This window comes from Roseimaritima multifibrata (assembly GCF_007741495.1).
Lineage (GTDB): Bacteria > Planctomycetota > Planctomycetia > Pirellulales > Pirellulaceae > Roseimaritima > Roseimaritima multifibrata.
Genome location: NZ_CP036262.1, coordinates 1,351,119 through 1,370,065, shown reverse-complemented (window position 1 = coordinate 1,370,065; position 18,947 = coordinate 1,351,119). Strand labels below are relative to the sequence as shown.

The 18,947-nt window shown below is 55.0% G+C and carries 14 protein-coding genes; 8 read left to right on the top strand and 6 right to left on the bottom strand.

From position 1 onward, the window contains the following. The first annotated feature begins 413 nt into the window (after nt 1-413). Entirely contained in the window at nt 414-887 is a 474-nt protein-coding gene (locus FF011L_RS05175) for a DUF1569 domain-containing protein (protein WP_145350619.1), read from the top strand. Between the two features lie 232 nt (nt 888-1,119). Here the strand turns inward: FF011L_RS05175 and FF011L_RS05170 are convergent, their stop codons facing one another. Beyond that, nucleotides 1,120-2,229: a substrate-binding domain-containing protein gene (locus FF011L_RS05170; protein WP_145350618.1), complete on the bottom strand. Its 1,110-nt coding sequence runs from the start codon at nt 2,227-2,229 to the stop codon at nt 1,120-1,122. Nucleotides 2,230-2,386: 157 nt separating this feature from the next. Between FF011L_RS05170 and FF011L_RS05165 the strand changes: the two genes are divergently transcribed. The 3 genes from FF011L_RS05165 to FF011L_RS05155 all read left to right on the top strand — a co-directional run bounded on the left by FF011L_RS05165 (nt 2,387) and on the right by FF011L_RS05155 (nt 5,315). Further along, nucleotides 2,387-3,265, top strand: a complete 879-nt coding sequence (locus FF011L_RS05165) for a haloacid dehalogenase-like hydrolase (RefSeq protein WP_145350617.1) — start codon at nt 2,387-2,389, stop codon at nt 3,263-3,265. A gap of 12 nt (nt 3,266-3,277) precedes the next feature. Beyond that, nucleotides 3,278-4,567: an MFS transporter gene (locus FF011L_RS05160; RefSeq protein WP_145350616.1), complete on the top strand. Its 1,290-nt coding sequence runs from the start codon at nt 3,278-3,280 to the stop codon at nt 4,565-4,567. Nucleotides 4,568-4,796: 229 nt separating this feature from the next. Continuing rightward, a complete protein-coding gene (locus tag FF011L_RS05155) occupies nt 4,797-5,315 on the top strand; it encodes a putative molybdenum carrier protein (protein ID WP_145350615.1) in 519 nt (172 codons plus the stop codon). Between the two features lie 75 nt (nt 5,316-5,390). On the opposite strand, the gene FF011L_RS05150 is transcribed toward FF011L_RS05155, so the two are convergent. Further along, nucleotides 5,391-7,010, bottom strand: a complete 1,620-nt coding sequence (locus FF011L_RS05150) for a sigma-70 family RNA polymerase sigma factor (protein ID WP_145355005.1) — start codon at nt 7,008-7,010, stop codon at nt 5,391-5,393. A gap of 178 nt (nt 7,011-7,188) precedes the next feature. Then, a complete protein-coding gene (dnaG, locus tag FF011L_RS05145) occupies nt 7,189-9,369 on the bottom strand; it encodes a DNA primase (protein ID WP_218933027.1) in 2,181 nt (726 codons plus the stop codon). Nucleotides 9,370-9,650: 281 nt separating this feature from the next. On the opposite strand from dnaG, the gene FF011L_RS05140 reads away from it, so the two are divergent. After that, complete coding sequence (locus FF011L_RS05140) at nt 9,651-10,154, top strand: hypothetical protein (protein WP_145350613.1); 504 nt, start codon at nt 9,651-9,653, stop codon at nt 10,152-10,154. A gap of 224 nt (nt 10,155-10,378) precedes the next feature. Here the strand turns inward: FF011L_RS05140 and FF011L_RS05135 are convergent, their stop codons facing one another. Then, nucleotides 10,379-10,966: a DUF456 domain-containing protein gene (locus FF011L_RS05135; RefSeq protein ID WP_145350612.1), complete on the bottom strand. Its 588-nt coding sequence runs from the start codon at nt 10,964-10,966 to the stop codon at nt 10,379-10,381. Next, a complete protein-coding gene (locus tag FF011L_RS05130) occupies nt 10,953-11,711 on the bottom strand; it encodes a (5-formylfuran-3-yl)methyl phosphate synthase (RefSeq protein ID WP_218933026.1) in 759 nt (252 codons plus the stop codon). Before FF011L_RS05130 ends, FF011L_RS05135 begins: the two co-directional genes overlap by 14 nt. Nucleotides 11,712-11,879: 168 nt before the next feature. Between FF011L_RS05130 and FF011L_RS05125 the strand changes: the two genes are divergently transcribed. Continuing rightward, nucleotides 11,880-13,142: a ribonuclease D gene (locus FF011L_RS05125; RefSeq protein ID WP_246109754.1), complete on the top strand. Its 1,263-nt coding sequence runs from the start codon at nt 11,880-11,882 to the stop codon at nt 13,140-13,142. A 634-nt stretch (nt 13,143-13,776) separates the two neighbouring features. On the opposite strand, the gene FF011L_RS05120 is transcribed toward FF011L_RS05125, so the two are convergent. Next, the gene (locus tag FF011L_RS05120) at nt 13,777-16,560 is read right to left on the bottom strand and encodes a 2-oxoglutarate dehydrogenase E1 component (RefSeq protein ID WP_145350610.1); all 2,784 of its coding nucleotides are present in this window, start codon (nt 16,558-16,560) and stop codon (nt 13,777-13,779) included. Between the two features lie 551 nt (nt 16,561-17,111). Between FF011L_RS05120 and FF011L_RS05115 the strand changes: the two genes are divergently transcribed. Further along, nucleotides 17,112-17,711 (top strand): thioredoxin family protein, encoded by a 600-nt coding sequence (locus tag FF011L_RS05115; RefSeq protein ID WP_145350609.1) that lies wholly within the window; start codon nt 17,112-17,114, stop codon nt 17,709-17,711. 6 nt (nt 17,712-17,717) lie between these two features. Then, complete coding sequence (gene rsmH, locus FF011L_RS05110; protein ID WP_246109753.1) at nt 17,718-18,629, top strand: 16S rRNA (cytosine(1402)-N(4))-methyltransferase RsmH; 912 nt, start codon at nt 17,718-17,720, stop codon at nt 18,627-18,629. Nucleotides 18,630-18,947 lie beyond the last annotated feature (318 nt).

The following is an 18,947-nucleotide window of genomic DNA, read 5'->3' as shown; positions in this document are numbered from 1 at the left end:
ACACACTACCCATCTGCTTTTCCATCGCCACAGCACCGTTCGCGGCGCAGATCTCATCCCCCGCCATTGCTACCGAACGCTAGCACGCATTAGAGTCCGGGCAAAAACCTTGCGTACACTGTCCCCAACTGAGAAGAGAAGATCCTGCATGCACTGTTCCCGCATGCCTGTTCGCAGCGCAGATCTCGTCCCCCGCCATTGCTACCGAACGCTAGCACGCATTAGAGCCCGGGCAATAACCTTGCGTACACTGTCCCCGACGGAGAAGAGAAGATCCTGCGTGCACTGTCCCCGCATGTTTGTCCCCGCATGTTTTGCGTGCACTGTCCCCGATGGATTGGCTTGGACCTTTCCTTTACAACGTTGGGTGAATGACCTTTTTGCTTGTGTGCCTTTTTACTGATGACTTTTGTATGGATCGCCGTGATTTACTTTTCCGGAATCTTGATGATGCGGTTGCCGATTGCAAAATGCTGAGTGAATCGGGCTACGTTCGGAATGGGAATTGGTCGCTTGGACAAATCTGCCTCCATATGCGACTCACCATTGATGCGAACATGGATGGCTATCCATTGTGGATGTCCGTTGGACTGCCCCTCCGTCCGGTTTTACGTAAGTTCCTCTTGCCGCGATTGCTGCGTGGAGATTCACCGACGGGCCTTAAAACCGCGGGGATTTTTGTTCCTCCGGCGGATGCGAATGATCTGACTGAAATCGAAGCGTTTGCTAAATGCGTCGATCGATTCCATTCCCACTCAGGGCGTCTCTATCCACACCCTGGGTTTGGCAGGCTGCCCAAAGACGAATTCGAACAATTTCATGCAGCTCATACCTCCCATCACCTGAGCTTCCTTGCGCCTCGCACGGAAGACGATTCTTCGAATTGATGACTGGCCTCCAGCACCATCGCTTCTGCGACTCTTTCTAAGTAGCCGATCGCCAAGCCGTACGAAGCCAATGCCCCGCCGGATCGCACAGAAGTCGACTGCTGACTCGACACAACTCCGCCCTGGTCGTCTCATAGCCACTGAGCCATTCCGCTGAAACGCCTCGCGAATGACCGCGGATCGCTAGGCAGAGCCAACACAGCAGGCAATGCCCACTACCCAAGAGCCCGCATCACTGCTCGCGATAGACTCCGCACGATTCACGCACAATCAGCTTGATCGGCAAAACATACGAACGTGGAGTGATATCCCGCTCTTCAATACTGTCGACCATCGCCCGAAAAGCGACTGCAGCAAGATCGCGACAGGGTTGGTGAATGGTCGTCAGGGGGATCGTATTGGAAGCGGCAAATTCCACGTCGTCGAATCCCACAATGCGAATATCGGCTGGCACCCTGATTCCAAGCGATTTTAACGTTTGCATCAAATTCACTGCCAATCGATCGTTGGCGCACAAAATCCCGCGACACCCCGTCTCCGCCACCATCTGCTGAACCGCGCCAACGTCCTCAGGATCGACCCGCTGAACAAGCTCATCGGAGGTGGAAATTCCGCCTGATCGCACCGCTTCGTAAGCTCCCGAAATCCGGCTTCGAACGGTCGGAACTTCGGTCCGTGGAGCCAAGAAGACGAGCTGCTTACACCCCAAACGAAGTAGGTGATTTGTCATTACAAATCCCCCCGCAAAGTTGTCGATCCCGACCAAGTCGAACTCACTGCGAACAGGAAATTTCCCTAAATCGCGATCGAGAAGAATGACGGATATCCCCGCATCCCGCAATTGTGCAGCGAGCTTGCGATTCCAATCGCTCGAGTGCATAGAGGACTCGAAAGGAGCAAAAAACACTCCCCGAACTCCCTTCTTAATGTAGTCTGCACAAAGGGCTTCGGCGGCCTGAAATCCGAAATCAACGGCCTCGATGGAATCATGTTCACCCGACAGCAGATTGAAGTTGTGAAGACGTGCCAGACGGGTCAAATCACCGCATATTGCTTGCAAAACATCGACTGTCCCCAATTCAGGCACCAACAGCCCCAGATCGCGTTGGCCGACGGTGGCAACATTGCCACGGCGAAGAAAGGTTCCCGATCCCGCGCGTCTTTCCACCAACCCTTGGTCCTGTAAATCTCGCATTGCGCGCGCGACGGTGGGGCGAGAAACGCGGAACCTTTTGACCAACTGCGTTTCACTTGGCAATCGGCCGGATGGTTGATATTCTCCCGCTGCGATCTCCTTAAGGAGCGTTCGCGAGATTAACTGGTGCTTCGATTCGAGAGCCATAAAACCTGTCACTTACAATTGCTGATAATGTCTTTACAACTATTTTGGATCATTTCATTTAGAAAGACTAGACGGTGTTCGCTAAACGTGCCTACATTTGGCTGAGCAAAGAAATTCTCTTTGCATCGCGACGACCTGCTTTCCAAGGAGCGACCACATGGTGTTGCACCCACCGATCAGTCCAGGGCCCCGTTCGAAGCCTTACCTTTTGGCATCGGACTTTGACCACACGCTCAGTTTCAACGATTCAGGCGTCGCACTTAGCGAAATGCTTGGGCAGTCTTCGTTCGCCGAAAAGGTGAACGGATTAGCCGCTTCCCACCTCGTCCAGCAAGGTGGCGAACTTACCTACCTATTGCTGCACGATCCGGAGTATCGCTGCGTACGCCGCGAACACTTGGTCGAAGTCGGCAAGCGAATCCGCTTAAAAAAGAATCTGGCGACGCTACTTGAGGCCCTCGAGTCGAAAATTGCCGGCCATCAGTTTTTGTTTTATGTGATTTCAGCGGCTCCTGAAGAGGTTATCCAATCTGCTTTGGACGGTATCGTTCCTCCCGAACGCATCCGCGGCACCCGCTTCAACTACAACGATGCAACGGGCGAGATCGAATCGGTTTCGCAGCTAACTGCGGGCTACGGCAAAGTGGCCGTCCTGACCGAACTGCAGCAAAGCATTGGCCTGGGCCCTAAACGAACGGTCTATGTCGGCGACGGCAGCTCTGACATTCACGTCATGCTGCATACCAACCATTGCGGCGGATACACGATCGCTGTATCGGAAAATCCACATATTGCTCCGATCGCGAAACGAACGGTCCTAAGCGACAACGCTCTAAGCATCTTAATTCCGCTGCTAGAAGATGTTGTCGGGTGGACCGACCCAACCGCCATCCGCAGCCTCTTCTCGTCCTGTGGATTAGAAGTCCAAGGCTGGGATCGAACTCAGATGGATCGCCTGACGATCTCCGAAACCGTCCCCTCAGGTGACACGGGCCCCGATCAGATTTATTCAGGCCGGGCCAGCTTGGCCTCCTAAGGAACTTTTGACATGCGTGAAGCGATGAGCATTGAGGGAAACGATCGTTCCCCGAACGACTCCCACGGAACGAGCCGAGTCATCGGCTTGCGCACTCCGTGGAGCATTCGTTACTTGTTCTTTGCCAATGGGTTCGTGTTCGCCACATGGGCGACGCGAATCCCAACGGTCCAGGCCGAGCACGCATTCTCGCATGGCCAGCTAGGATTAGCACTGGTAGCAATCGCTATGGGAGCCCTTCTATCAATGCCCCTAGCTGGCTTTTTGACATCCAAATACGGCAGCGCACCCATCTCACGTATTAGCTTTGCCGTGTATGTGCTGAGCTTACTTGGATTGGCGTTTGCCCCGAACATCGTGACCCTCGGAATCCTGATGTTTGGATTTGGAGCCGGGCACGGGATGCTTGACATCGCGATGAATGTGCAAGCTTCTGAACTGGAAACGATCCGGCAAAAACCAATTACCTCTTCGTTCCATGCTCTCTGGAGCGTGGGCGGACTTTGCGGAGCAAGCCTGGGTGTCTTCGCGACAGCGGAACAACTAAGCCTTTCGATACACTTTTCTTTCGTGAGCATAGCCCTGCTGCTGGCAGCGGTCCCTCTATACCTACACCTATTGTCAGACATTTCGACCGAGCTGCACCATCACGAACATGCACCGGAGTGCCCTAAGCGAAAACATTGGGTCCCCAGCCCCAGCAGCCTACTACTAGGAGCGATTGCTTTCAGCATCATGCTGGGAGAAGGAGCAATGGCGGACTGGAGTGCCGTCTACCTGCACGACGTGATCGGGACCTCCAATAGTGCCGCTGCACTGGGCTATACGATTTTCGCAATCGCCATGGCGGCCGGTCGCTTTACAGGCGACGCACTGCTGACAAAATTTGGGCCCGTCAATCATGTTCGCTGCAGTGGAGTCCTGGCAGCAGCAGGAGTCACGCTTGTGGTATCGGCGACGACCATCCCGATCGCCCTATGCGGCTTCGCCCTAATTGGACTGGGTTTTTCAACAGTCATCCCGGCGGTCTTTAGCGCCTCGGGAAAACTACCGGGAATCCCTCCAGGCGTCGGGCTAGCCACTGTCAGCACAATTGGCTATTTCGGCTTTCTGCTAGGCCCACCCTTAATTGGCTGCCTTGCGGAATGGTTCGACCTGCGAACAGCGCTGGGTAGTTTGATCGGGACGAGCTTTTTCGTCGTCATCGCCGCCAGGGTGCTAGCCACCCAGCAGAAATCTTCTACCGGCTGGTTCCAACCTGCACTCGAAAGCAGCCACTTGCCGCTGGAACCAAACCGGTAACGTCCGCTGCAAGACCAGCAACATCTGCGACTAGAACAACGGCGCAGCGAGTCGCACACGACAAAGCCTTAGCCAGAGCCCTCATAAAATCAGCCGCAGCTTGTGACGACCGGACCTGCAGGCACAGAAAACCACTGCCCCTCATAAAAGAAGTCGCAGAGGCAAACACAAGCTGGAGCGTTCTGAAATTGTTGTTTCGGGGCCGTACGATTGTTATCCTTTTAGGATCATGGTCGGCCCACAATTTACACCGGAACGAAGCTCCGAATCATTTTGCCCCACCCATATCGTCTCGGGCGGGCAAACGGGTGTCGATCGAGCGGGCCTAGAAGCGGCGATCGCACTCGGCCTATCGCACGGCGGATGGTGCCCAAGAGGCCGACTAGCTGAAGACGGCGTCGTTCCTTCACGATTCGAACTGCAAGAAAACGACAGCGACGACTACACGGTGCGGACCGAACAAAACGTTGTCGACAGCGACGCGACGCTGATCCTCTACGAAATTCAACTAAAAGGCGGAACGCGTTTAACCCAGCGGCTCGCAAGACGCTGGGACCGACCGGTACTGTGCATACAAATCGATCAACCATGGTCGATTCAAACCGCCCGCGACTGGTTACTTCAACATCAGCCCGAAAGGCTCAACGTCGCTGGCCCCCGTGAGAGCTCTGCCCCTGGAATCCAAGAGCGAGCGATGCAGGCATTGCTTAGAATTCTTGAACAGCAACCCCATGCTACTGAACACTGACCCGCCTCTCGCATGTCCGAAAACATGCGAGGTCGACCGAGCCAGAACAGGGAAACATGTTGCTAGTCACCAAAGCTATGCGGCCTTCAAGAAACCGGACAATCGATCGCTTCGATTTGGGCTTTGCAGTTTTTTGACGGCCTTGGCTTCAATCTGGCGAACACGCTCACGGGTCACTTTAAAGATGCGCCCGACCTCTTCCAAGGTATAGCTGTATCCGTCGACCAGACCGTATCGCAGACGAATGATTTCACGCTCACGGAACGTAAGGGTCTTAAGAAGGTCATCGATTTTCTGACGCAGGATGCCATTACCGGCGGTCCGCACAGGATTGTCGTGATCACCATCTTCGATGAACTCGCCAAAACTGCTGTCTTCACCTTCTCCGACAGGACGATCCAGGCTGACAGGATGCCGGCCGATATCCATCACGCGACGAACCTCTTCCACAGCCACTTCCGTCGATTCAGAAATTTCTTCGTAGGTTGGCTCGCGACGTAATTCTTGAGTCAGACGTTTCTGAGCCTGGCGAAGCTTGCTCAGGACATCGATCATGTGAACAGGAATTCGAATGGTACGAGCTTGATCGGCAATCGCCCGAGTGATGGCCTGGCGAATCCACCAAGTCGCGTAGGTGCTGAACTTAAACCCGCGACGATATTCGTATTTGTCAACCGCTCGCATCAAGCCAGTGTTTCCCTCTTGGATCAAATCCAAGAACGAAAGGCCGCGGTTGCGGTATTTCTTTGCAATCGAAACGACCAACCGCAGGTTGCCGCTACTGAGCTGACGCTTAACGGCTTCGTGATCATTAAAATGCTTTCGGAATCGGGCGCAACGATTGGCCAGACTGGTCGGACTTTCCTGAGTCAGCACGATCAGCTCGCGAAGCTCTTGAGTCAGATCGGCTCGCTCGTCTTCACTGACACTATCGAAACCGAGTTCTTGCAGACGTTGACGAATGAAAGTCATGCGTCCGGAAATTTCTTCCAACTGCTGCATCAACGGAACGACCCGCCGACTGCGAAGACTAAGCTCTTCCACCAACTGCAAACATTTTCGCCGAGAGGCGATGAAGCGGCTACGCGCGGCAGTCCGCTGTTCGCTGCAAGCACTTCGGCGAACCAATACGGCAAAGTCTTGTTTGTTTTGACGAACCAACACATCCAAAGTTTGCAGGTTGTGTGGCATCCGTGCACTGATCTGTTCCTTCGTCAACTGCTCGGTCAACGAGACCTTGATGGTCCGGTCAAAAGGCAACTGACCTGCGTGGACTTTGTGCAGGCAGTCTAGGGTCGCACGGAGGGCATAGTCGGTTTCAAGGATGGCGCGACGAAAGCGGCGGCGGGTGATTTCAATTTTCTTAGCAAGTGAAATTTCTTCTTCGCGGGTCAGCAAAGGAATTTCAGCCATCTGGCTCAAGTACATCCGAATCGGATCGTCACTTGCTTTTGGCAATTCGCTGGAGATCATGTCCGACAGTTCAGCAGCCTGCTTGGGAACGACTCCCTCGGCATCCGGAGCTTTCTCGACCAGTTCGATTCCCGTTGATTCGATAGCCAATAATAGGTTATCTAGTTTTTCGGGATTGGTGTCTTCGTCAGGAAGGTAGGCATTGACTTGATCATAGGTCAGCCAGCCTTGCTCTTTACCGAGCACTACCAACGTTTTTAGATCCGAATCCATTAATTGCAAATTCACGACAAACCTCCTTTTTGCCGCAGACATCGAAACACCGCATAATGCGGATCTGGGAAGATCGATGTCGTGCGTCCTTGCACGGGAAAAACAGGCACCCGCTTGCGGGCACGGCGCCTCTGACGACTAAATCCTTGTCTTGACTTCTCGCGAACGAATTCGCTACTCACTCACTTCACTCTGGAGCTTCAGATTCCGTTGAACCCGAAGCGGTTTGCTGCGAAGGGGGCTGAGTCGACGCGGCCGCAGATTTTACGGGCTCTACGACAGGACGATACAGCAATCCTTTGCGTGCTTTCTCACCTTCAAAAAGATCTTGCAACAACTTCGTTTCTGCATCCGCAGACATCTCATTCGACCGAAGCGATTGAATGTGTTGTTGGCGTTTAACATTCCATTGTTTTTGTTGATAGCGATCCTGCACGTCATGATAACGTTGCTCAGGAGTCCGAGTCAGCTCGCCCACTCGTTTCTTAACATTCTCGTCCATCGTGACGATCATTTTCCGAAGCGGCTCGACTTCTAACATCAACAGCAAAGATTGTACGTCTAGGTCGCGGCCCGCCAAGTCCAGTTCTTGATAAGCGGCCAGAATTTCTCGAGCCGATTCGGTTTGCAGGTCATCCGGTGCAATCGCTTCGATCGCAAGCGGCGCCCACTGCGGCTCTTCGATCAAAATTTCGAACAACTCCCGATCGATCCCAACAATGGGCTCCCACTTTGGTTTCTCGGGTGAGACACTTGGTTGCGACGAATAATTCGATGAGTGACCAGAGGAATACGACGGGGCAACGGGCATCGCAGTGCCAAACCCGACCGGCTCTTCGCCATAACTGCCTTCACCAAATTCATCCGAGCCAAGTTCTAAAAATGCGTTATTAGGATCAAAGTCTTTGGGCATCGAACGCGGCGCCGGTGCAACGCTGCGCGACTGCGAAACAGGCTTTCCTTGCGATGCTCTTCCGGGAGTTTCCGCCGACGGCTGCGAACTGCGATAACGCTTGCGTTTCGATTGCTCCAATCGCAACTGCTTCAGTCGTGCAGCAAGCAATTCCTTGGAAGTACTAAAGACCCGCGACAGACGCAGCAAGATTTGTTCGCCTCGCAAATCTCCTTGCCGACTGGGGGCTTTCGCCAAAATCGACAACATGGTTTCCATCGCAGCCGTTGCACGATGAGTGTCGGTGGTGACATCCACTCCGTTCAACAGCGTGGCAAGTTTATGCTCGATTGCGTCGGGAGCGTCGGCAACTTTTTTCTCAAATACCTCACGACCTTCTGCCTGAATAAAGTCGGCAGGATCGGAGTTATCAGGAAGCGTTAGAACACGCAGGTCCAAATCAGCATGAATGAACAGTTCAAGAACTTCGTCCGCCCGGCGACGCCCGGCGTCATCTCCATCCAACACCAAAACAACACGATCGGCAAAACGTTTGATGATACGCAGGTGCCCTTCACCAAGAGCCGTTCCCAGCACAGCAACCACCGGTTCGATTCCGGCTTGGCGAGCGGCGATCACATCGGTGTAACCTTCCATCACCAAAATTTCGCGAGACTGCATCACAGCGGGTCGCGCCAGATTCAATCCATACAGCTGATGCGATTTGGAGAACAGCAATGTCTCCGGACCATTGATGTACTTGGCCCCGCCGGACTTCTGCGGATCATCACTCGGCAGAACACGCCCACCTGCGGAGATAGCTCGATCTTGCAGATCAAAGATCGGAAAAATCAAGCGACCTCGAAAACGAGAGTAAGGAGGGCGGTTTGTATCTTTACGAAGCGCTAACCCAGCGGCCTCCAGGACCTCGTGCGAGAAACCTGCCTCCACGCCCTTACTGACCAGCCACTTAAAATCATCTGGGGCATAACCGATCTGAAACTGCTGACGGCTTTCCTCGTTGATACCGCGTTTGGCCATATAGGCACGAGCCGCGGCAGCTTCTTTTGAATCAGGGTTCTGCAAGCATTCAGAAAACGCGGTAACCGCAAACTTCATCGCTGCCAGTAGAGTCGCTTTGTCACGCGGGCCACCCGGTTCGACCGGCGGTCCACCGTGCGTCGGCATTTCGATTCCAGCGCGTTCTGCCAGAGTCCGCAAGGCTTCCGGGAAAGAGACTCCATCACGTTGCTGAACAAACGAAAAGACGTCTCCACCACGATCGCACGGCCAGCACTTCCACGATTGGCGTGCGGGGTTCACGGTGAAAGAAGGTCGCTTGTCCGCATGGAAAGGACACAGGCCAACGAAATTGCGACCCTGCGGGCGCAGCTCAAGCGTCTGACCGATGACATCAACAATGTCAACGGCGGCGCGCACTCGCTCTTTCAGGTCGAAGTCCGCGTGTAAGGACATCGACATCTCCTAAGAGGCATCCGGCCAACGGGGAAAGTCCCCCGGTCGATCTACTTCCCGTCACCCTTTAGGTAAACGAAAGCAATTTGCGACCGGGATCGCACATCCATTAACGTACCGGCCCTGGCGAGGATTGGCAAAGTGGGGAACTTACTTAAGTTCTCCTCAGCCAATCGTCACAGCTGGACACGGTCCGCAAAGCGATCCAAAATCGATTGTTCTGATTCTGCCTTTCTGGTCAAGATCAATCTTTAGAGAATTATTAAAGTTTGGAGACTTCGATGCTATTGCCCGGTGCTAGCGAATTTCACAACCAACTACAGTCCAGCTGGGATGCACTAGGTGAAGGAGGTCCGACGCTGGCCGCATTGGCGGCGTTGTGCGCTCGCAGTTTTCTGGACACCCCCGCAGAAAAACAGGACGATGCGGCCACCCGGGATTCACTATCGCCAGAATCGCGAGCCATTTTATTTGCAGCCAAAGATCGCGGAGTGATCGAGGTGCGAGGCGTCCGAACGGCATTTGAAGCTCCAGCCCGTCTGCTAGCAATTTACGTCGAACTGGACGAACACCGAACGATCGCGTTTCGCAATTCAGACAAGCCGGAAGTAACGGTCCGTTTCCTGGACGGGTTCGCAGCTCTCTGCCGGGAAGGGCTTATCCTGCACCACCTGCACCGCGATTTCTCCCTTTCGAAAAAAGGATTTGCAGTAGCAAGCCAGATCTCACGCGAAGAGGTCGCGGAAGCGATTGGCGAAGCGACCGAATTTGGGCTCCACGACTGACGGCAACGAAGTGCCTGCAGACAGCCATCCCCGCTGGCAGCCCAACGCCATCTACTTTCTTAGCGGAACGTCGCGAGCCGTCCGGACATCGCACAGAAAATACAATGGATTTGCCGGACGGCTCGCGCCGTTCCGCTAAGAAACCTGCCCGCTGATGGCAAAGCAGATGGCAGCGGGCGCGAAGAAATCTGCCCGTAGATGGCATTGGCCGGCATTCCCACAGGCTACAGACAGACGGAAATCGTGGCGGTCAGGATCACGCCTAAACCGGCCAGCATCTTTCCAGCGGTTCCGATGGTCCTGCCCCAAAATGCCGCCTGCCCAATCCGCCAATTTTCTTTCCAAGGCCGACCGTTTGTCCATTCGGCAAACATCGCACCGGCAAGGGCTCCGACTCCGCCAAACAAAACGGCCCCCACGACCGGTCCCACCACAGGAATGGGCAGTGCGACAACGGCCCCCAAAAGGGCTCCGCCAACAGAGCCAACAATCGCAAAGAAGGTAGCCCGCCGACTGGCTCCTGCACGCTGGACCCCTGCGGCGGCGGCAAAGAATTCAAATAGCTCCCCCAGCAGCGCGAACCCGAACGCGATCACCACACATGCCATCCCCACACCGGCACGACTTTCCACGGGCCCCAACCAGGCATACAAGGCGACGGCGAGAACCGCAATCCAGTTGCCTGGCAATGCAATCAAATTCAATGCCCAAGCGAACACGCAAAAAACGATCAGCGACAGCGCGGCTAAAAAGGCTCCCAGCGGCGCTAGATTCCAAGCCGCCAGCAGGAATTCGGAATTAGATGCTGGCATCGTGGCCCTTCGTTCGGATGGATTCGATAGCGGTTTGCCACTGCTGGATCTTCGCCTGCGAAAGCTGGCCGGTCCGTCCGTGATCGCAGACGGCCCCTCTCAGACCGATCAAACGGTGCCGCAAACCAACAAGGGACGGCAAACTATTCAATTTTAGCGAACCCGCCAGAACATAACTTACCCCCGCTCCAGCAGCCAAATCATCGAGTGCTTGCAAGCGGTCCCGCCCCAGGTGTTCGCAAGTGGATCGTCCATCTTTGGTAAACGTGTCGACTAAAACCCATCGCAGCCCCTCGGACACCGCCGCCTGAAAAACTTCTTCTGGCGAAGGCGCGTTCGCGGAAACGAAATCGGCATAAGCGACCCCGACAAACTCGGTTGCTGCGGGCAGCGACTTACGAATTTTGCTCCAGCGGCGAACCAACGCGGCTAAATTCCCCGAACCGCCGGGCCCCGCCTTGGCGAACTGAAACCTTGACGGCAACCGTTCGGCCGACGTGGATTCAATCGCCTCGCCGAGGGCTGCGGAGAGCCGCACCTTTGCGGGCAATCGACTGGCGACCTGATCCCAGAGCACGGGATCGGCTCCCCCCAGTGCTCCCTTACCTGGATCCTTGATATCGACCACAGCGACTCCTTGGCCGGCCGCCAAAGCAGCCTCTTCCAAAGTTGTCACGCTGACTAACAGACCAAGAAAATCCGAACTGGCACGAGCCCTACCAAGCGACAAAGAAGATGCATCCACTAGATCAATTACATTCAAAGGCGAAACGGCAAGACGAAAGCCCCCTCTCACTCCGCGAAAGTATTTTGTCGGAGCGTTTTTCCGCAGAGCGAAAGGCAACATTCCCTAAATCAACAGGGCGGAAAGGACGGGAAGAACCCGCTACAATACAAAGGCTCTGGTGGTCCAATGGTCGAATTCTACTTGGCAAGCTACAGTCAGGGCTGCGATTCCGCTATCCCTTTCCCCACTCCCGATCAGGCCACCGTGCGACACGAATCCATTCAGACCGGTGAAGAACTGGAACGGTTCTGCGAACAAATCGCCCAGGAATCATGGGTCGGGTTTGACACGGAATTTGTTTCAGAAGACCGCTATCGTCCTCAATTATGTTTGCTGCAAATTGCAGCGGGCGACCGCTTGGCGGTCGTCGACCCCCTGACGATGCCAGAAACTCAACCCTTCTGGGACTTGATCAGCACCCCCGGCCGAACGGTGATCGCCCACGCGGCCCGCGAAGAAATTCGCTTCTGCTACCGCTTCACCGGCAAACCGATCGCAGGCCTGTTTGACGTCCAATTGGCTGCCGGTTTCGTCGGCATGGAATACCCCGCTTCACTAGGAACGTTGGTATCCAAACTAGAGGGAAAAACGCTTCCCAAAGGCGAATCACGCACGAACTGGCGCCATCGCCCCCTAAGCGACCACCAAATCTTATACGCCCTGCAAGACGTAACCGAACTACGTTCGATGCAGCAAAAACTTTCGAAAAAAGTCGATAACCTCCAGCGCAGTGAGTGGCTGGGCGAAGAACTGGATGCACTGCAGCAAACCGTCATCGATGGCGAACAACGCGAGAACTGGCGACGAGTCAGCGGCATGTCGGGCCTGACACCGCGACAGATGGAAATCGTGCGACAGGTCTGGCTGTGGCGTGAAGACCGAGCCGAAGAGTCTGACCAACCGCCACGGCGAGTCCTTCGCGACGACCTAGTCATTGAGCTTGCCAAACGTCAGACCGACAACATTGAACGCATTCGCTCATTGCGAGGGATGGAACGCCGCAACTTGGTCCCTCACTTCGAGGCCCTTTCCGAAGCGATTCGGATCGCTCTAGAAATGCGTGAAGAGGATCTTCCCAAACGGCCGCGGAGCAATCGAAAAAAATACGCCAACATGCTCTCGCAGTTTCTCTCCATGTCGATTGCCTGCGTCTGCCGCAAGCACCAAATGGCACCCTCGATCGTCGGCAACATGGACAACGTCCGTGAACTGCTGGCCTACGAACTGGACGGCGACGGCAAAGACTCCGAAGCCTCGCTGCCCTACCTGCTGCGGGGCTGGCGAAGCGAGGTTGTCGGAAAATCCTTCCGAGACCTACTGAGCGGAGACCTAGCGATCCGAGTCGCCGACCGAAACGCCGATGTGCCGCTCGAGTTCATCGACACCTAAGAGAGCACCCCATGGCTGCAACAGCGATGGCAAGCGTGTGGGAGCGATAGGAAGAGAGGCGAATCAGTTCTTCCTGAATATCTTCAGACGCGTTTCTCGTGCAGTGGCCGGACGGCTTGCGCCGTTCCGCTAAGAATTCCTAGCGGCGAGACGACAAGGGTAGGGTAGGGGCTGACTTCTACCTGCTAGACAAGTTTTTCTTGAGACGCGATTCCAGTGCAGTGGCCGGACGGCTTGCGCCGTTCCGCTAAGAATTCCTAACGGCGAGGCGACAAGGGTAGGGGCTGACTTCTACCTGCTAGACAAGTTTTTCTTGAGACGCGCTTCCAGTGCAGTGGCCGGACGGCTTGCGCCGTTCCGCTAAGAATTCCTAGCGGCGAGGCGACAAGGGTAGGGTAGGGGCTGACTTCTACCTGCTAGACAAGTTTTTCTCCAGACGCGTTTCTAGTGCAGTGGCCGGACGGCTTGCGCCGTTCCGCTAAGAATTCCTAGCGGCGAGGCGACAAGGGTAGGGGAGGGCTGACTCCTGCATGCTAGACAAGTTTTTCTTGAGACGCGATTCCAGTGCAGTGGCCGGACGGCTTGCGCCGTTCCGCTAAGAAAAAGGGCCGATGCCGATGCCCACTGGCCACTCCTACAGGCCTTCGAATGCGGCCTGCAGCAGATCTTCTTGTTCTAGCTTGTGAGCACTGTGGCTTCCGGTACTTGGGCTGGCTGATTCGGCTCGAGTCAGGCAACGCAACTTAAAGCGTTCTCCGATGGCATCGCCATAGTTGAACTTCAAGTACGGCCATGCTCCCATATTGAGCGGCTCTTCTTGCACCCAAAGCAAGTCACATCCGGTTGAATACTCCGAAAGCGACGCCATCAACTCTTCGTCGGTCAGCGGATACAACTGTTCAACTCGAACGATTGAAACGTTTTTCGCTTCCAACTGCTGACGGCGTTCCAGCAGGTCGTAATAGACCTTACCGGTACACAGCAAGACGCGTTCGGTTTCCTGCGGAGCGATCTCGGTTTCCGGAAGGATCTTATGGAACCCACCAGTTGTGAAGGATTCCAGCGGGCTGTTCACCTTCGGATGCCGGAGCAAACTTTTCGGAGTCAGAACGACCAACGGCTTTCGCCACTGACGCTTCACCTGGCGACGCAGAAGGTGGAAGAACTGGACCGGAGTGGAGGGCTGACAGACTTGAATATTGTGCTCCGCCGCCATTGCGAGGAAGCGTTCCACGCGAGCACTACAGTGCTCGGGCCCCTGACCCTCGAAACCGTGTGGCAGGAACATAACCAGCCCACTCAGACGCTTCCACTTATCCTCGGCACTAGCGACAAACTGGTCGATAATGACCTGTGCAACGTTCCAGAAATCCCCGAACTGGGCTTCCCAGATAACCAAACCTTCAGGGCAATCAAGCGAGTAGCCATACTCAAACCCTAACACCCCGGCTTCGCTAAGCGGGCTGTTAATCAATTCCACGGGCGTCGAGACTCCCGGAAGGTTGGCAAGCGGCGTATAGGTTTCCCCGGTCTTACCATCGTGCAGGACCGCATGGCGATGACTGAAAGTACCGCGTTGGCAATCCTGCCCGCTCAAACGCAAGCGATGACCTTCCGCCAACAGGGTTGCAAAGGCAGCCGCTTCGGCTGCGGCCCAGTCGAGAGGACGTTTGCCCTCTGCCATTTCGCGTCGATGCTTCATCGGGCGTTTCAGCTTTTTATGAGCCGAAAAACCTTCTGGCAAGCGAGTCAAACTATCGATCAATCCACTCAAAGCGGTTTGATCCACGCCGGTTTCCGCCCAGCCACCATCCGGTTCTGGACCGCCATAGTAGTCTGTCCAGGTTCCACCCAAAGTCTGTACGTCTGGCACAAATTCCGAAACGTTACTCGCTTCGAATTCGCTTTCCAGTTTTTCCGTGCGATCGGTTTGAATCTGCTGAGCCTCTGCGACCGACATCTGCCCCAGTTTCAACAGCCGACTGAGGTAGTTATCCCGAACACTTTTGCGGCGATCGATTTCACTGTACAGACGAGGCTGTGTGAAGCGAGGTTCGTCCCCTTCGTTGTGCCCCCAACGACGATAACAGTAGAGGTCGACAACCACGTCACGACGGAATTCTTTGCGGAAATCCATCGCCAGCGAAACCACCTGAGCGACCGCTTCAGGATCTTCACCATTGACGTGAAAAATCGGAACCTGCAGCATCTTGGCGATATCGGTTGCGTAAGTCGTACTGCGGCCCTGATCCGGTTCGGTGGTGAACCCAACCTGATTGTTGATCACGACATGCAATGTGCCACCCGTCTTATAGCCATTCAACTGACTAAGATTGAGCGTTTCCTGCACGATCCCCTCGCCAGCGAATGCGGCGTCCCCATGGATCAAGACGGTCATCACCTCTTTCCGCGGGTCGTCGGAACGTCGATCCTGCTTACTGCGACAGCGTCCTAACGCGACCGTATTGACGAATTCCAGGTGGCTTGGATTGAAGCACAGCGAGATATGAACCGTATCGCCCGATGCGGTTTTCCAATCGCTACTGTACCCCAGGTGATAACGAACGTCGCCGCGACCGCGATTCAATTCAGGGCGAGGATCCTCGAAGGACCAGAAAATATTCATCGCCCGTTTTTTCATGATATTGGCAAGCACATTCAATCGCCCTCGGTGGGCCATCGCTAGCACAACTTCACGAACCTTATGCTGGCTTGCTTTCTCCAAAGCCAAGTCAAGCATCGGGATCAGACTTTCAGCACCTTCAAGGGAGAAGGTCTTTGCTCCGACGAATTTGCGGCGTACGAATTCCTCAAAGATCGACGCATCGGCCAGTCGCGCATAAATCCGGCGTTGAACATCATGAGAGAGCTCCAGACGGTTCTGAGTCATCTCCATGCGACGCTGCAGCCAATCGCGAATATTGCGATTGTCGATATGCATGAACTGAGCACCGATACTGCGGCAGTAGGTGCTCCGCAAACGCTCCAGCACCTCGCCGATACTTCGGCACGCGTTCGATTTATGAACGCTCGATCCATCGAAGGGACGAACCAAATCCCCTTCAGTCAGCCCATAGACCTCCGGATTCAATTCAGGACAGGCAGGACGAGAGATCCCCAACGGGTCCAACTGAGCAATCAGATGCCCGCGGACACGGTATTCACGCACCAACTGATCGACTCGATCCTGAACGTTGGCGTAATACTGACTTCCCGAGACCGGTCCGGCCAAACCATCTGGCATTTGCCCATTGGTTGCTGCGACCTCCGCACCGGCCCCAGCACCAGGTTCAACATCTTCGCCATTGGCGATCAAGAATTGCTCAAAATACTGACGCCAAGTCTCCGAAACAGTGGTCGGATCCTTTACAAACTGAGCGTACAGATCGTCGATGTAGTCCAGGCTATATGTATTCATCGCGTACTTCTAACGCAGTATTCGCCAAAGGTAATTCTGTGCACCCCTAAATCCTCCATGACATCAACGTTTCAGCACTCCATTAGCTGCGGCCAATGAAACCGTGACAGATGTTCAGCACAAAGAGGATTGAGGTACCTGCTGGGAACGCAGCGACCGGTCGTCGACTCGTTTTATTGATTCTATCGTCGTTCGTTATCCTGCATACAACGGTGACTTAAGATTAAGGACTGGAATTCCGGTTTTCTTTCAATTACTCGGGTGATTCGCTTGCCAGCAAAGGCCCAGCCTCTCGGAAAAATTCAATCACGCCGAATCCCCTACGTGAACCCCACCGGCCCACCCAGCCAGAAAGAGCCGATCTTCGCGATTAACCCTGCGAGGCCTCCCACGATCGAAAACTCCACGGAGCCCCAAACGATGCAGGATGACCGCCCCGCCAAATGCTGCTCTTCGACCTCCCCCCCTTTTCCACACTCCCCCTGTCTGCGTTACGATGAACGAGACAGCAGAGACCTTTGTGAAGCAACGCCCTTGAAAAGGAGGAACCCATGGTTCGTACTGCCAGCATGATGATGCCCCTAGGAACGAAAGCTCCCGATTTCTCACTGCCGAGCGCAGGGGAAGAGGGACGGACCGTCCAATTGGCTGACTTTAAAGACTCGAAGGGTCTACTGGTTGTTTTCATGTGCAACCACTGCCCGTATGTCATTCATGTCGCTGACGAACTGAAGCGACTGGCAGATGATTATGCAGATCGTGGGATCTCGGTCGTTGGGATCAGCAGCAACGACGTCAGCTCCCACCCGGACGACAGCTTCGAGAAGATGGCGGCCGAAAAGGCATCGCGAGGGTACAACTTCCCTTACCTGTACGACGAAACTCAAGAAGTTGCCAAGGCCTACTCAGCTGCCTGCACGCCCGATTTCTTTCTGTTCGACGCAAACCGCGAATTGTTCTATCGCGGCCAACTTGACAATTCTCGACCAGGACAGGGAATCGATCCCGATGGCGCCGACTTGCGAGCCGCGATTGAATCGCTCCTCCAAGACAAGGACGCTCCCGACACTCAAAAACCGAGCATTGGGTGCAACATCAAGTGGATCGACGGGAACGCGCCCAACTACTTCAACCCATCCGGGATTGGTTGATTTCCGTTGTCTTTACCAACCATCCATATTCCGGTAATGCCGGAAGAAGTCCTTGAAGGACTCCAGCCAGCACCGGGCAAAAAGTTTATCGATGGAACTTTCGGCGGCGGTGGCCATTCGTCGCTGCTAGCCGCTCGGGTATCCCCTGGAGGGTTGGTGATTGGGCTGGACCGCGACGAAGGTGCGGTCGACAAATCCCAGGAAGCGATTGACCAACTGGCCGCCGACAATCCGGATGCGGCAAAGTGCATGACGGTTTACTGTGCCAGCTACCACCAAGCAGCCCGCGCCCTGGCGGCCGAATCGCTGGAGGGGGTCGACGGCCTCCTGCTTGACCTTGGTCTTTCCAGCGACCAATTGGCCGACCGGAACCGCGGCTTCGCATTCTCCGTTGATGCTCCTCTAGACCTGAGATTCGACACCTCGTCGGGCGAACCGGCCAGCCAACTGCTGCGCCGCTTATCCGAACAGCAAATCGCCAACGTCATCTACCAGTTTGGCGAAGAGCGATTCAGCCGCCGCATCGCGAGACGGATTGTCGAAAAACGCCAGCAACGCACTCCCGTAGAAACAACGACCGAACTGGCAGAACTAGTCCGGCGATGTGTCCCTCGTTCGAAAAACCACGACATCGACCCTGCGACCCGAACGTTCCAAGCGTTACGCATCGCCGTGAACGATGAACTGGACATCCTTACCAAAGCATTGGGGGAAGCGGCAAACTGGCTGAATCCAGGTGGCCGCATTGCGGTGATCAGTTTCCACTCGCTGGAAGACAGGATTGTAAAACACGCATTCCGAGAAAACGGCATGCTGCAAATCATCACGCCCAAACCGCTCAGGCCGTCGGAACGAGAGACGAACCAAAACCCGCGGGCAAGAAGCGCGAAGCTACGAATCGCCGAAAGAACCGCGTAACAATTCATTCACGAGACCTGCAGTTCGGTTGGTGATGCGATTGCGCGCCTACAAATAGCGCCCGCGATTTCCACCGAACTTGCCACGACCGGCGCAACAATAACGAACCACCGCCCCCCATCCAGAAGGCGACCTGTAACCATACTAATGGACATGCGTCGCATCCGATTTGCCCACCAGGACAATCCCTTCCCTCGCTCACTCCGGCCGCGGCGACGACCCGCCCCCCTCTGCTAGGAAAAACAAACCTGTCACCGGCGGGTTCTCTTAAGGTATCTGAGCATTTTACTTGCTTTTAGCCTGCCGGATCAGCTATTA